This window comes from Sphaerisporangium melleum (genome assembly GCF_014646695.1).
GTDB lineage: Bacteria > Actinomycetota > Actinomycetes > Streptosporangiales > Streptosporangiaceae > Sphaerisporangium > Sphaerisporangium melleum.
On the sequence record NZ_BMNT01000014.1, the window covers coordinates 82,148 to 95,363 of the forward strand.

Genomic DNA, 13,216 nt, shown 5'->3' on the forward strand with positions numbered 1-13,216 from the left:
CCCTGCCGGGCGGCGGTTGCTCGGTGGCGCACGACGGAGACAACGAGGGGCACGGGGGGTTCCAGGCCACCGGCATCGCGAACCAGAACCAGCTTCCACCGTGGCTCGCCGCCACGCGGCCGGACGTCGTGCTCATGCACCTGGGCACCAACGACATCTGGGCCAACACCCCGGCCACCTCTATCCTCGCCGCGTACGGCACACTCGTCGACCAGATGCGTGCCGCCAACCCGAACATGAAGATCATCCTCGCGAAGATCATTCCGATGGAACCGGCCGGCTGCACCTGGTGCCCGCCGGGCGTGGCCGCGCTCAACAACGCCATCCCCGGCTGGGCGGCGGCTAAGACCACGGCCCAGTCGCCGATCACGGTGGTCGACCAGTTCACCGGCTTCGACCCCGTGGCCGACACGATCGGCGACGGGGTGCACCCGGACGACTCCGGCTTCCAGAAGATGTCCGACCGCTGGTACCCGGCGCTGACCGCCATCCTCGGCGGCGGCACCCCGCCCGCCGACACCACTCCGCCGACGGTCCCCTCCGGGCTGGCGGTCACCGTGAGCTGCACCTTGACGGTGACGCTGCGCTGGACCGCCTCGACCGACAACGTCGGAGTCACCGGCTACGACATCTACCACGCCTCCAACGGCGGCACGTTCACCCCTGCCGGTACGACCACGGCCACCTCCTTCAGCGAGCCCTTCAACGGGCTGTTCCAGTACCAGGTACGCGCGCGCGACGCCGCAGGCAACACCTCCGCCTTCACCGCGCCGGTCACCGCCGTGCCGCCGCCGTGCCCGACCAGCCCGCCGCCGGACACCCAGCCGCCCACCACGCCGGGCACACCGACCGCGACCGTCACCTGCGGCTCGGTGACGCTGAGCTGGGCCGCGTCGGCCGACAACGTCGCGGTCACCGGGTACGAGATCTGGCGGGCGTCCGGCACCACCGGTGGCACGTTCTCCTCCGTCGGTACCTCGACGACCACGTCGTTCACGCAGACCGGCGTGGGGGGCTTCCGGTACCAGATCCGGGCCCGGGACGCCGCCGGGAACACCTCACCCTTCACCTCGCCCATCACCGTCATGACCCCGGCCTGCCCGACGCCCTCGCCCAGCGGCGCGTGCACCGCCGTGTACAGCCAGGCCGGCGACTGGCCGGGGGCGTTCCAGGGACAGGTGACCGTGACCAACACCGGCGGCACCGCGACCACGGGGTGGACGGTGACACTCACCTTCCCGGGCGGCCGGCAGATCACGCAGATCTGGGGCGGCCGCACCGACGGCACCACCGGCCCCTACACGATCACGAACGAGAACTACAACGGGACGCTCGCTCCCGGCGCCTCCACCACGTTCGGCTTCCTGGCGAGCGGCACCGCCGCCTCGCCCACGCTCACCTGCACCCGGACCCCGCCGGCCTAGCCTCCGTTCTCCGCACGACCACCGCGGCCGGCCGTATCACATGCCGGCCGAGCGCGCAGGCCCTGAGCTGCGAGAACGCGGCCCATGACCTGTTCTCGCACGGGGCCTGTCCCTGTCGGCTACTGCTCAGAGGTGCTTGAGACGGGAGCCGGACCTGCGTAGAAGGTGTAGGTACGGCTGTAGCTCGCGTAGCCGGAGCCGTCCACGCTGGTGACGACAAGGCTGTTCAGCCCGGCCACGCCGGGTGTCACGGTGACCTCGGCTGTTCCCTCGTCGCCGGCCGGCACTTCCGTGAAGGCACCGGTGTTCAGGCGGTAGCGGTAGGCGACGACGTCCTGTGCGCCGTTGAGGGTGAAGGTGAACCTCCCCGGGACCCCGGAACCGCCGGAGTACCGCCCCTCCGGGTAGTCCGCCGAGGACACGGCGGGCGACGGGTTCCGCCCGACGGTGAACTCGTAGGTCCGGTCAGGGCTCCGATGGCCGGCGCGATCGATGCTCGTCACCGTCAGTGTGTACCGAGCGGGCAACGTGAAGGTCATCGTCACGGCCGCCGTTCCATCGGCCCGTGCCGCCACGGTGCCCCAGTCCCCGGAGGGGAAGAACGAGTACTCGTACTCGATGACGTCCGTGGATCCGCCGGGGGAGAAGACCAACTCCCCGGGGCTTCCTATGCGGCCGCCCGTCTGCTTCTCGGGGAAGACGGCCGACGACACCTCCGGACGCTCCGGGGCCGTGACGTCGACCGTGAACTCCCGCCACGGGCTCCATTCCCCCGTGTCGCTTCCGAGTTCCAAGGTGCCGGGTACTTGGTACTGGTCTTCGGCGCGCACACGCCACAGGTAGGTCTTCCCGTCGGCCAGCTCGTCGGCGGGCACCCGGACACATTGCCGGGAATCCACGTACTGGAAATCGGTGACCATTTCGCCGAGCGTCTCGCCGCCGGGCTCCGCCCACTGGAACCGTCCCCGCATCTGCTGCCGGTCCACGTCGGGGTCGGTGAACCTGGCGCTGAGCGCCGGAGTCGTCGTCGAGCTGTAGACGTGCTCGCCGGTGTTCACGGTGTCACAGCCGTCGTCCGCCGAGCCGAGCCCCAGCTCGGAAGGCACATCCGGTGCCGTGTTGTATTGGGTGTAGAGGTAAGGGCTGACGACTTGGCCGAAATAGGGGTGGGTGGCGACGTCGGTCTCGAAGACGTGCAGCCGGTTCAGGGTGCGCTCGTCGGTGGCACGCAGACCGAAGGTGACGTACCGGTCGCCACGCGCGGCCGCCTCGGCGACGACGCCGGTGGTCGGCCAGCCGACCATACAGGCGCCGAACTCGTCGGAGGCGGTCGCGGCGTCGAGTTTCCGCAGCCATCGCGGCTGTCGCAGCCAGGTGGTGTTCGAGCCGATCTCGCCGGTCACCCACAGCTCGACTCCGGGTTCGCAGGGCCCGCTGTGCTGGTACGCCTGAAAAGTGGCTCGCAGGATGTGCGTGCCGATGACCGTGGAGGTGTCCATCTGGAAGAAGGCCCGGAACCTGCCCGTCCCCCTCGCTCCTCTGCCCACCGGGGCGTCGTCCGGAGTGTCCCAGTACGACTTCGACGGATGCCGGGACGACACGTACGTCCAGTCGAGCTTCGTCCCCGGCCTCGAGTCCGCCGCCGCGGCGGTGCCCGGCGCGGCGAGCAGCATGGTGGCGATCAGAGCGAGCGCCGTCATCGCCGAGGGCGGCGCCGCACGCAGAAGGGACGGCAGTGGTAAGCGGAATCTCATCGGAATTCTCCCCGTGACGATCGCCCCGTCCGGTCTCGCGTCCGGCGATTTCCGTTGGCCGGAGTCATGCTCCCGGAACGCCGGGAACCGCTGATGCGGACCGAGATCACGATGTGATCAAAATGGAAACTACCTCACCATTTCCGGCACGAAATGGGGCATGTGCATAACGAACGATCAACGATCCATGGGGCGGAAGGGACGGAGCCGCTGAACCACCTGCACCGCAGGGGGGACCGTGGCGCCATGTCGTCCCGGACGGCCACCGCCCGTCGCCGCCGATCTCCGCCGGGAGCCGCGCCCCTGCCCCGCCGCGCTCACCGCTTCGCATGAAGCGTGACGAGGGATGCGAGCCGGTCCTACCAGGCTTGCAACGGTCTGGTCTCGGACCCTTGACGATCGCTTGTGGCGGCGGATGCGATGTCACACACCATGCCGGCGTGCGTTCTCAGGGAGATTCACGATGGGCGAATCGCGCTTAGCCACGATCTGGTCGCTCGCGGCGGCCGTGACCATACTGACGGCCGGATGCGGCCAGGGGCTCCTCGGTGGCGGTCAGGAGGGCGGTGACCAGGGGCCGATCGCCCTCGGGATGCTCGTCCCCCAGTCGGGCAGCGAGGCGGCCGTCGGCCCGTACATGCGCAACGCGGCGCAGTTCGCGGTGGACGAGATCAACGGCAAGGGCGGCGTCCTCGGCCGGAAGCTGGAGCTGAAGGTCGCCGACGACGCCTGCGACGCCCAGACGGCCGTGGCGGGCGCCGGCAAACTGGTCACCGAGGGCGTGGTGGTCTCGGTCGGCGGCTACTGCTCGGGCGCCACGCTGCCCACCCTGCCGGTCTTCGGCAAGGCCGGCATTCCCATGATCATCCCGGCCGCGAACTCCCAGGAACTGGTCGACCAGCACCTCGGCCACGTCTTCCTGATCAACGGCACCGGCACCCAGCAGGCGGCCGCCGCCATGGCCTGGATCACCAAGCAGGGCGCCACGAAGGTCGCCCTGATGCACGACAACACCAGCTACTCCAAGGACATCGCCGTCCGCACCAAGAAGCTCCTGGACGAGCCCGGCGGGCCGGAGACCGCGATCCTGGAGGCGGTCACCCCCAAGGAGAGCGACTACAGCGCCAACATCACCAACGTCCTGGGCGCGAAGCCGGACTTCGTCTACTGGACCGGCTATTTCCAGGAGGGCGGGCTGATCACCCGGCAACTCCGTCAGGCGGGGTACAAGGACGCGATCATGGTGGGCGACGGCTCGGTCTCCGGCAAGCTCGCCGAGATCGCCGGGCCGGAGGCCGCCGAGGGCGTGTACGCCACGATGACGCAGACTCCGGAGACCCTGCAGGGCGCCGGGAACTGGATCGAGGCCTACACCAAGAAGTTCGGCTCGCCCCCCGGCCCCTACTCCAACCAGTCCTACGACGCCGTCCGGCTGGCCGCCGAAGCGCTGAAGAACGCCGGGTCCACCGACGGCACCAAGGTGATCGCGGCACTGGAGGCGATCAACGGCTTCCCGATGTTCTCCGGCCCGCTGAAGTTCACCGCCGACCACACCCTGTCGGCAGGCGGCTTCCAGATCCTGGTCATCAGGTCCGGCAGGTTCGTCCTCCAGGACGCGCTCAAGTGACCGCACGCGCCCCGCACCCCGCGCCGGCCGCCGCCCCCGGAGAAAGGCCGCCATGTCACAGCTGATCTGGAACGGCCTGTTCGTCGGCTCGTTCTACGCGCTGGTGGCGCTCGGCTACACCATGGTCTACGGGGTCATGAAGCTGCTCAACTTCGCGCACGGCGACCTGTACATGCTCGGCGCCTTCACCGGCTTCGCGGTCCTCGGCGCGGCGGGCGGCGTCCCGCCCGGCATGGCGCTGCCCGCGCTGCTCGGCGTGCTCGTCGTCACCATGGCCGTCACCGGTCTGGCCGGTGTGGCCCTCGAACGCGTCGCCTACCGCCCGCTGCGCGCCGCCCCCCGGCTGTCGCTGCTCATCACCGCGGTCGGCGCCTCGTTCGCCCTGGAGTACGGCATGCGGGCGGTCGCGGGGGCCGAGCCCCGGGTCTACCCGGTGCGGCTCGGCGGCAGCGCGGCCGAGGTGCTCGGCGCCCGGATCACGGTGCAGCAGATCGCGCTCGTCGTCGTCGCCGTGCTCCTGATGACCGGGCTGAACCTGCTGGTCACCCGCACCCGCGAGGGCCGGGCGATGCGCGCCATCGCCCTGGACCCGCGCACCAGCGCGCTGATGGGCATCAACGTCGACGCGGTCATCTCGCGCACCTTCTTCCTCGGCTCGGCGCTCGCGGGCGCCGCCGGAGTGATGGCGGGCGCGTACTACGGCAAGATCGACTTCCTGATGGGATTCCTCATCGGCCTGAAGGCGTTCACCGCCGCGGTCATCGGCGGCATCGGCAACATCCCGGGCACCATGCTCGGCGGCCTGCTGCTCGGCCTGCTGGAGTCGTTCGGCACCTGGTGGCTCGGCGGCCAGTGGCGCGACGTCTTCGCCTTCGGCGTGCTCATCCTGTTCCTGACCGTGCGGCCGACCGGGCTGCTCGGCGAGCGCGTGACGGAGCGGGTGTGAGCGCCGGAGCCAGGACGCGCGGGCCCGGCACCCGGCTCGGCCGCGCGGTCTCCCGGCTGCTGGACAGCGGGTGGGCGGGGCTGACGGGCCTGGCCGCCGCCCTGCTCGCCCCGTTCGTCATCGCCACCCCGTACGCCTTGTCGATCATGACCAGCGCGGCCGTCTTCGTCATGCTCGCCTCCGGGCTGAACATCGTCGTCGGCTTCTGCGGCCTGCTCGATCTGGGATATGTGGCCTTCTTCGCCGCCGGCGCCTACACCGCGGGCGTGCTCAGCACGCGGTTCGGCCTGCCGCTCCTGGCGACCGTTCCCGCCGTGATCGCGGTCACCGTGGTCGCCGGCGTGGTGATCGGCGCTCCCACTCTGCGGCTGCGCAGCGACTACCTGGCCATCGTGACCCTCGGCTTCGGCGAGATCATCCGGATCACCGCCGGCAACCTTTCGGTCACCGGCGGCCCGTCCGGCATCTACGGCATCCCCGGCCTGGTCGACGGCCCCGTGGCCTTCTACTACCTCACCGTCGTGGTCGTCTCGCTGGCCGTGGCAGGCGCCTCCCGGCTCGGCCGCTCCCGCCTCGGCCGCGCCTGGCGGTTCGTCCGGGAGGACGAGGACGCCGCCGAGGCGATGGGCGTGCACACCTACCGGGTGAAGCTGGCCGCCTATGTCGCCGGCGCGGTCTGGGGCGGGCTGGCCGGCGTGCTGTTCGCCGCGCAGCTGTCGGCCATCTCCCCAGGCAGTTTCACCTTCCTGCGCTCGGCCCTGGTGCTGATGGCCGTCGTGCTGGGCGGCATGGGCTCGACGCCGGGCGTCGTCGCCGGCGCCATCGTGATCAGCCTGCTGCCCGAGGTGCTGCGCGACCTCGCCGACTACCAGTTCTTCGCCTTCGGGGTGCTGCTCATCGTGGTCATGCTGGTCCGCCCGCAGGGGCTGTGGCCGCACCGGTCCAGGGAGGCGGCCCCATGACGCTGCTGTCGGTCGAAGGGCTGCGGCTGTCGTTCGGCGGCCTGCCGGCCATCGACGGCCTGTCGTTCACGGTGGGTGAGGCCGAGATCGTCTCGGTGATCGGGCCCAACGGCGCGGGGAAGACCTCCGCGTTCAACTGTGTCACCGGCTTCTACACGCCCACGGCCGGGCGTGTGATGGTGGCCGGGCGGGACGTCACGGGCCTGCGGCCCTCCCGCGTCGCGGCCCTGGGCGTGGCCCGGACGTTCCAGAACCTGCGGCTGTTCGGTGAGATGTCGGTGCTGGACAACGTGCGGGCCGGTACGCACCTGTGGCTGCGGCAGAACTTCCTCGACGCGCTACTGCACACCCCCCGCTACCGCCGCACCGAGCGGGAGGCCACCGAGGAGGCCCATCGCTGGCTCGACTTCACCGGGCTGCGCGGCGACCGGTACGGCCAGGCGCGCCACCTGTCCTACGGCGAGCAGCGCCGGGTCGAGATCGCCCGCGCGCTGGCCCGCCGGCCGCGGCTGCTGCTGCTCGACGAGCCCGCGGCCGGGCTCAACCGGGGCGAGAAGGCCGAGATGCTCGGCCTGATCCGCCGGATCCGGGACCTCGGTGTGGCGATCGTGCTGATCGAGCACGACATGGGGCTGGTCATGGAGGTGTCCGAGCGCGTGGTCGTGCTCAACTTCGGCCGCGAGATCGCCGACGGCCGCCCCGAGGACGTCCGCCGCGACCCCGCCGTCATCGAGGCGTACCTGGGCCGCGACGAGGACGATGACCACACCCCCGGGGTACGACAACCCCCGGGCGACGGTGACGCCGGGCGGACGGGAGGAGGCCGTGATGGCGGCGCTTGAGATCGACGGGCTGGACGTCCACTACGGCGGCGTCCACGCCCTGCGCGGCCTGACGCTCACCGTCGGGGAAGGCGAGGTCGTCGCGCTGCTCGGCAACAACGGCGCCGGCAAGACCACCACCCTGTCGGCCGTCTCGGGCCTGGTCCGGCCGTCCGCCGGCACGGTCGTCTTCATGGGGCGGGACATCACCCGGGCCCGGCCCGAGGCCATCGTCCGCGCCGGGCTCGTGCACGTGCCCGAGGGCCGCCGCGTGTTCAGCACCCTCACCGTGCACGAGAACCTCCAGCTCGGCGGCCACCTGGTGCGCGACCAGGCGGAGCTGCGCCGCCGGGTCGAGCGGGTGTACGCGCTGCTGCCGCGCCTGGCCGAGCGGCGCACCCAGCAGGGCGGCACGCTCTCGGGCGGCGAGCAGCAGATGCTCGCCATCGGCCGCGCGCTGGTCTCCGGGCCGCGGCTGCTGCTGCTCGACGAGCCGTCGATGGGCCTCGCCCCGCTCGTGGTCGCCTCGGTGATGGATCTGATCCGCCGGATCAACGCCGAGGGCGTCACGGTGCTGCTGGTCGAGCAGAACGCCAAGGCCGCACTGAAGATCGCCCACCGCGGCTACGTGATCGAGGACGGGCGGTGCGCGCTCGGCGGGCCGGCCGCCGAACTGGCCGGCGACCCCCGTGTCGTCGAGGCCTACCTGGGAGGAGCACGGCCGTGACGGGCAGGCGCATCGGCGCGGTGGCCGGGCCCGGCGCCGCTCGCGGTCGGAGGGGTCCGCGTGGCCTGGGAGGATCTGGTCGTGGCGGCCGCCGCCCGCGTGGCGTGGGCGGGCCGACGAGCATGGGGAGTGATGCCGGCATGGCGAGCGGGTCCGAGCGGGACGACCGGGCGGGCGCGTCCGGCCCGAGTGTCCGGGCGGGCTGGGGCGAGCGGGGAGGCAGGGCGTGAGCGAGGACGGCGGCGGGCCGCGCCTGCCCGTCATGACGGGGCGGCAGAGCCTGCGCGAGCAGGTCGCCCAGGCGTTGCGCGACGCGCTCGTCGCCGCCGAGATGCGCCCCGGCGTGGTGTACTCCGCCCCGGTGCTGGCCGCGCAGTTCGGGGTGTCGGCCACCCCGGTGCGCGAGGCGATGCTCGACCTGGCCAAGGAAGGGCTGGTCGAGGCGGTGCGCAACAAGGGGTTCCGGGTCACCGAGCTGTCCGAGCGCGACCTGGACGAGCTGACCGAGATCCGCAGGCTGCTGGAGGTGCCGACGGTCACCCGGCTGGCCGGGACATGCCCGCCGGAGGACATCGAGCGGCTGCGCCCGGTCGCCGAGGAGATGGTCGCCGCCGCCGAACGCGGCGACCTGCTCGCCTACGTCAACGCCGACCTGCGCTTCCACATGGACCTGCTGGGCCTGGCCGGCAACGCCCACCTGGTCGAGCTGGCCCGCGACCTGCGCTACCGCGCCCGGCTGTACGGCCTGCGCACGATGTCGCAGCGGGGCACCCTGGCCGGCTCCGCCCGCGAGCACCTGGACATCCTTTCCGCCCTGGCCCGTGGCGACGCCGAGGCGACCCGCACCCTCATGGACCACCACATCCAGCACGTCCGCGGCATCTGGGCCGACCGCCCCGAGTGACCCCGGCGCCGCCGCTTCCGGTCAGGAGGTTCGGGTGGCGCCGGCGGAGGCGATGACGACACAGCCGATGGCGGCCCACTCGCGCAGGTGGAGGATCTCGCCGAGGACGACCAGGCCGACCAGGGCCGCCGCGGCCGGTTCCAGGCTCATCAGGATGCCGAACACCCGCTTGGGCATGCGGCGCAGGGCCTCCAGCTCCAGGCTGTAGGGGATCACCGAGGACAGCAGGCCGACACCCGCGCCCAGCAGCAGCAGCTCGGGGGTCAGCAGGTCCGCGCCACCGGTGGTGATCCCGACCGGCGCGGTGAGGGCGGTCGCGACCAGCATGGCGATCGACAGACCGGTCGTCCCCGCGATCCGGCCGCCCACCGCGGCCGAGAGCACGATGTACCCGGCCCAGCACAGCCCCGCCAGCGCGGCGAACCCGATGCCCGCCCAGCGCAGCCCGCCGGCCTGCCCCCAGGGCGCCAGCAGCACGATGCCGGCGGCGGCGAGCAGCACCCACAGCACGTCGCTGCGGCGCCGCGAGGCCGCGACCGCGACTCCGAGCGGCCCGAGGAACTCGATGGTCACGCAGATCCCCATCGGCAACTGGGCCAGCGCCTCGTAGAAGGACAGGTTCATCACCGCCAGCGTCGCGCCGAAGGCCGCCCCGAGGGCCAGGTCGCGCCGGCCCAGCCCACGCAGGCGGGGCCGGGCGAGCAGCGTGAGGATGGCCGCGCCGGCCGCGATGCGCAGGAACACCACCGCGCTCGGCGGCAGCGTGGCGAACAGGTTCTTGGCCAGGCCCGCGCCGATCTGCACCGAGAAGATGCCCAGGATCACCAGCCCGGACGGGGGAACCGCGCCGGCACCCGCCCGCAGGAGGGCGCCGGGCCGCAGGCGGCCGGAAGGATAGGAGCCGGTGGGGGAGGACAGGGCGGGCGCGGGGATGCGGAGGGGCATGGGGAACCGGTCTCGTGTCTCCGCACGCGGCGGCGTGCGGTCGGGGTAGGCGGTGGGGCCGGACGGGCCCGTCCTGGGGGCCCGTCCGGCACGTCAGAGCATAAGCCGCCACGTCGTGTCATGGTCCACTGGGGCGGGACGGCGCGGCGCACCGTCACGGTGCGAGCGCGTACCGGAAAACAGCACCGTGGCGCAGCGCGGGGGCGGGGTCGCCATGCCGGGCCGGCGTGCCCGCATGCGACCTCATCTGCCGGTCCGGGCGCGGCGTGCCTGTCGCGTGCCTCGCGGCGGGTGGTGTGGTCCGGCGCGAGGGCCGAGAGGTCACTCCCAGCGGAAGAAGCGGGAGGCCAGGCCCAGCGAGAGCACGGCCCAGACCAGCAGGACGAGCAGGTCGCGCACCGGAAGGCCGCTTCCGTGGGCCAGCACGGCGCGCAGGCCCTCGGTCAGCGCCGTGATCGGCAGCAGCTCGACGACGGCGCGCAGGGCGTGCGGGAACGCCGTCACCGGCACCACCACCCCGCCCAGCCCGAGCAGCACCAGGTAGACCAGGTTGGCCGCGGCCAGGGTCGCCTCGGCGCGCAGGGTGCCCGCCATCAGCAGCGCCAGACCGCTGAAGGCCGCCGTGCCGAGCACGAGCAGCGCCACCGCCCACAGCGCACCGCCCTGCGGCCGCCACCCCATCGCCAGCGCCACGGCGGCGATCACCACGACCTGCAGCGCCTCCACGGCGACCACGGCGAGTGTCTTGGCGAGCATCAGGCCGGAACGGGACAGGGGAGTGGCGCCGAGCCGCTTGAGCACCCCGTACCGCCGTTCGAACCCGGTGCCGATCGCCTGCCCGGTGAACGCCGTCGACATGATCGCCAGCGCCAGCACGCCGGGGGTGACGAAGTCGACCCGCCTGCCCGGCACCTCCAGCAGCGGGATGGCGGAGAAGCCGACCAGCACCAGGACCGGGATGATCAGCGTGAGCAGGAGCTGCTCCCCGTTGCGCAGCACGGCCCTGATCTCGGCGGCAGCCTGCGCCAGGACCATCCGGCGCAGCGGCGCCGCTCCCGGCGCCGGCGTGAAGTCGAGCGCGGGCGCGGTCACCGGGACCATCCTCCGGTCAGTGGGCGGGGACGGCCCGGGCGGCGGGTCGGGCTCAACGCAGCTCCCTTCCGGTCAGTTCCAGGAAGACGTCTTCCAGAGTGCGTCGCTCGACGCTCAGGTCGTCGGCGGTGACCCCCTCGGCGGCGCACCACGCGGTCACGGTGCCGAGCAACTCGGGCCCGACGTGGCCCTCGATGACGTAGTGGCCGCTCGGCGACTCCTTGGCGGCGCTGCCCGCGGGCAGCGCGTTGAGCAGCTCGTCGAGGTTCAGGCCGGGCCGGGCGCGGAAGCGCAGCTGCCGCTCGGCGCCGGTGAGCGAGCGCGGGCTGCCCTCGGCCACGACCGTGCCCCGGTCGATGATGACGACCTTGTCGGCGAGCTTCTCGGCCTCGTCCATGTGGTGGGTGGTCAGCACGGCCGACACCCCGCGGGCGCGCAGCTCGGCGATGACGTCCCAGCAGGCGTGCCGCGCCTGCGGGTCCAGGCCGGCGGTGGGCTCGTCCAGGAAGACCAGCTCGGGGCGGCCGATGACGGCGGCGGCGAGCGAGAGCCGCTGCTGCTGGCCGCCGGACAGGCGGCGGTAGGGCGTGCGGGCGTGCTCGGTCAGGCCGAGCCGGGCCAGCAGCGCGCCGGGGTCCAGCGGATGGGCGTGGAAGCGGGCCACCAGGCGCAGCCACTCCCCGGCGCGGACCGCGGGCGGCACGCCGCCGGACTGCGGCATCACGCCGACCCGGGGCTTCAGGGCGGCCCCGTCGCGCGCCGGGTCCAGGCCGAGGACGCGCACGGTGCCGGAGTCGGCCCGGCGGAACCCCTCGCAGATCTCCACGGTGGAGGTCTTGCCCGCCCCGTTGGGGCCGAGGATCGCGGTGACCGCGCCGCGCTCGGCGGTGAGGGACAGTCCGTCGATCGCGGTCGTGCGGCCGTATCGCTTGACCAGGTCGGTGAGCGCGACCGCTGGGGCGTTCATGAGGACGAGTCTAGGGACCGCGAGGGCCGGTCTCCGCACCCGGCCGGGAGACCTCCGGCCGGGTGCGGGTAAAGCTTCGCCGCACTTCATACCAAGGGGGTAGGTCGCCCGACATGTCGGCCCGTGCGCCGTGTGAGGCTGACCCCGCCCCCTGCCGCGCCCGCGCGACCAGCAGGCGGGCGGCGGCGGGGGCGCGCGCAACGTCCGCCGTCAAGGAGGTCGGCATGCCGACGCGTACCGGTTACAGGCCAGGCGTGCCCTGCTGGGTGGATCTCGCCAGTCCCGACCTGCCCGTCTCGGCGGCCTTCTACGAGGCGTTGTTCGGCTGGCGAGCCGTGTTCGACAGCGGAGCCGAGACCGGGCTGTACGGCCGCTTCGTCCAGGACGGCAAGCTCGTCGCGGGCATCGGCCCGACATTCGCCCCCGGCCGGCCGTCGGCCTGGAACACCTACTTCGCCACCGCGGACGCCGTGTCGGTGGCCGAAAAGGTCCAGGAGGCCGGCGGCAGGGTCCAGGTGGGGCCCGCCCAGGTGTCGGACGAGGGCACCATGGCGGTGCTGGAGGACCCGCAGGGCGCGTCCTTCCTGGTCTGGGAGCCGGTGCGGCACCAGGGCGCCCAGTTGATGGACGAGCCGGTCGCGCTGTGCCGCAGCGAGCTCGCCTGCCGGGATCCCGAGGAGGCCAGGACCTTCTACCGGGAGGTCTTCGGCTGGAGCGCGCGGGGCGCCTCGCGCGGGCGGGGCGGGGCGCGCGACGAGTGGCTGGTGGACGGGCGGCCGATCGCCGGGCTGCTGCCCCTGGGCGAGTCGTATTCCGGGGCGGAGGCCCCGCACTGGCTGCCCGTCTTCGCCGTGACCGACTGCGACGCCGGCGCCGATCAGGCCGCGCGGTGCGGCGGCGCCGTGCTGCGCGCGCCGCACGAGCTGCCGGCGGGCCGGTACGCCGTGCTCGCCGACGCGTGCGGGGCCGCCTTCGCCGTCCTGACCCCTGACCCCGGCCGGTAAGCGCAGGGTGGCGGCCGGTACGGCTGAGATGATCTTCCGGGGG

General features: G+C 72.7%; 12 protein-coding genes. 8 read left to right on the forward strand and 4 right to left on the reverse strand.

Annotated elements, in window-relative coordinates; translation table 11 throughout:
- A partial coding sequence (locus IEY93_RS38125; protein ID WP_229691121.1) for a cellulose binding domain-containing protein occupies positions 1-1,424 on the forward strand: 1,424 nt, incomplete at its 5' end.
- Positions 1,425-1,543: 119 nt separating this feature from the next.
- Here IEY93_RS38125 and IEY93_RS14180 read toward each other — a convergent pair.
- Entirely contained in the window at positions 1,544-3,178 is a 1,635-nt protein-coding gene (locus IEY93_RS14180) for a hypothetical protein (RefSeq protein WP_189163509.1), read from the reverse strand.
- A gap of 463 nt (positions 3,179-3,641) precedes the next feature.
- Here IEY93_RS14180 and IEY93_RS14185 point away from each other — a divergent pair, with 463 nt between their 5' ends.
- The 6 genes from IEY93_RS14185 to IEY93_RS14210 all read left to right on the forward strand — a co-directional run bounded on the left by IEY93_RS14185 (position 3,642) and on the right by IEY93_RS14210 (position 9,165).
- Entirely contained in the window at positions 3,642-4,805 is a 1,164-nt protein-coding gene (locus IEY93_RS14185) for a branched-chain amino acid ABC transporter substrate-binding protein (RefSeq protein ID WP_189163510.1), read from the forward strand.
- Between the two features lie 52 nt (positions 4,806-4,857).
- Positions 4,858-5,751, forward strand: coding sequence for a branched-chain amino acid ABC transporter permease (locus tag IEY93_RS14190; RefSeq protein WP_189163511.1), 894 nt, complete (start codon positions 4,858-4,860; stop codon positions 5,749-5,751).
- Positions 5,748-6,713 (forward strand): branched-chain amino acid ABC transporter permease, encoded by a 966-nt coding sequence (locus IEY93_RS14195; RefSeq protein WP_189163512.1) that lies wholly within the window; start codon positions 5,748-5,750, stop codon positions 6,711-6,713. Before IEY93_RS14190 ends, IEY93_RS14195 begins: the two co-directional genes overlap by 4 nt.
- A complete protein-coding gene (locus IEY93_RS14200) occupies positions 6,710-7,555 on the forward strand; it encodes an ABC transporter ATP-binding protein (protein ID WP_189163513.1) in 846 nt (281 codons plus the stop codon). The genes IEY93_RS14195 and IEY93_RS14200 overlap by 4 nt, the downstream gene beginning before the upstream one ends.
- Positions 7,542-8,261: an ABC transporter ATP-binding protein gene (locus IEY93_RS14205; RefSeq protein WP_189163514.1), complete on the forward strand. Its 720-nt coding sequence runs from the start codon at positions 7,542-7,544 to the stop codon at positions 8,259-8,261. Before IEY93_RS14200 ends, IEY93_RS14205 begins: the two co-directional genes overlap by 14 nt.
- 226 nt (positions 8,262-8,487) lie before the next feature.
- Positions 8,488-9,165 carry a GntR family transcriptional regulator gene (locus IEY93_RS14210; RefSeq protein ID WP_229691122.1) on the forward strand — a complete coding sequence of 226 codons (678 nt, stop codon included), beginning with the start codon at positions 8,488-8,490 and terminating at the stop codon, positions 9,163-9,165.
- Between the two features lie 21 nt (positions 9,166-9,186).
- On the opposite strand, the gene IEY93_RS14215 is transcribed toward IEY93_RS14210, so the two are convergent.
- The 3 genes from IEY93_RS14215 to IEY93_RS14225 all read right to left on the reverse strand — a co-directional run bounded on the left by IEY93_RS14215 (position 9,187) and on the right by IEY93_RS14225 (position 12,169).
- Entirely contained in the window at positions 9,187-10,110 is a 924-nt protein-coding gene (locus tag IEY93_RS14215; protein WP_189163515.1) for an EamA family transporter, read from the reverse strand.
- Between the two features lie 321 nt (positions 10,111-10,431).
- Positions 10,432-11,211 (reverse strand): ABC transporter permease, encoded by a 780-nt coding sequence (locus tag IEY93_RS14220; RefSeq protein WP_189163516.1) that lies wholly within the window; start codon positions 11,209-11,211, stop codon positions 10,432-10,434.
- Between the two features lie 43 nt (positions 11,212-11,254).
- Positions 11,255-12,169 (reverse strand): ABC transporter ATP-binding protein, encoded by a 915-nt coding sequence (locus tag IEY93_RS14225; RefSeq protein ID WP_189163517.1) that lies wholly within the window; start codon positions 12,167-12,169, stop codon positions 11,255-11,257.
- A 224-nt stretch (positions 12,170-12,393) separates the two neighbouring features.
- Between IEY93_RS14225 and IEY93_RS14230 the strand changes: the two genes are divergently transcribed.
- Complete coding sequence (locus IEY93_RS14230; protein ID WP_189163518.1) at positions 12,394-13,173, forward strand: VOC family protein; 780 nt, start codon at positions 12,394-12,396, stop codon at positions 13,171-13,173.
- Positions 13,174-13,216 lie beyond the last annotated feature (43 nt).

Bases quoted from the DNA above. Each gene is read 5' to 3' on its own strand.
- IEY93_RS14180 (WP_189163509.1), bottom strand. From the start codon at position 3,178: ATGAGATTCCGCTTACCACTGCCGTCCCTTCTGCGTGCGGCGCCGCCC.
- IEY93_RS14185 (WP_189163510.1), top strand. From the start codon at position 3,642: ATGGGCGAATCGCGCTTAGCCACGATCTGGTCGCTCGCGGCGGCCGTG.
- IEY93_RS14190 (WP_189163511.1), top strand. From the start codon at position 4,858: ATGTCACAGCTGATCTGGAACGGCCTGTTCGTCGGCTCGTTCTACGCG.
- IEY93_RS14200 (WP_189163513.1), top strand. From the start codon at position 6,710: ATGACGCTGCTGTCGGTCGAAGGGCTGCGGCTGTCGTTCGGCGGCCTG.
- IEY93_RS14205 (WP_189163514.1), top strand. From the start codon at position 7,542: ATGGCGGCGCTTGAGATCGACGGGCTGGACGTCCACTACGGCGGCGTC.
- IEY93_RS14215 (WP_189163515.1), bottom strand. From the start codon at position 10,110: ATGCCCCTCCGCATCCCCGCGCCCGCCCTGTCCTCCCCCACCGGCTCC.
- IEY93_RS14220 (WP_189163516.1), bottom strand. From the start codon at position 11,211: ATGGTCCCGGTGACCGCGCCCGCGCTCGACTTCACGCCGGCGCCGGGA.
- IEY93_RS14225 (WP_189163517.1), bottom strand. From the start codon at position 12,169: ATGAACGCCCCAGCGGTCGCGCTCACCGACCTGGTCAAGCGATACGGC.
- IEY93_RS14230 (WP_189163518.1), top strand. From the start codon at position 12,394: ATGCCGACGCGTACCGGTTACAGGCCAGGCGTGCCCTGCTGGGTGGAT.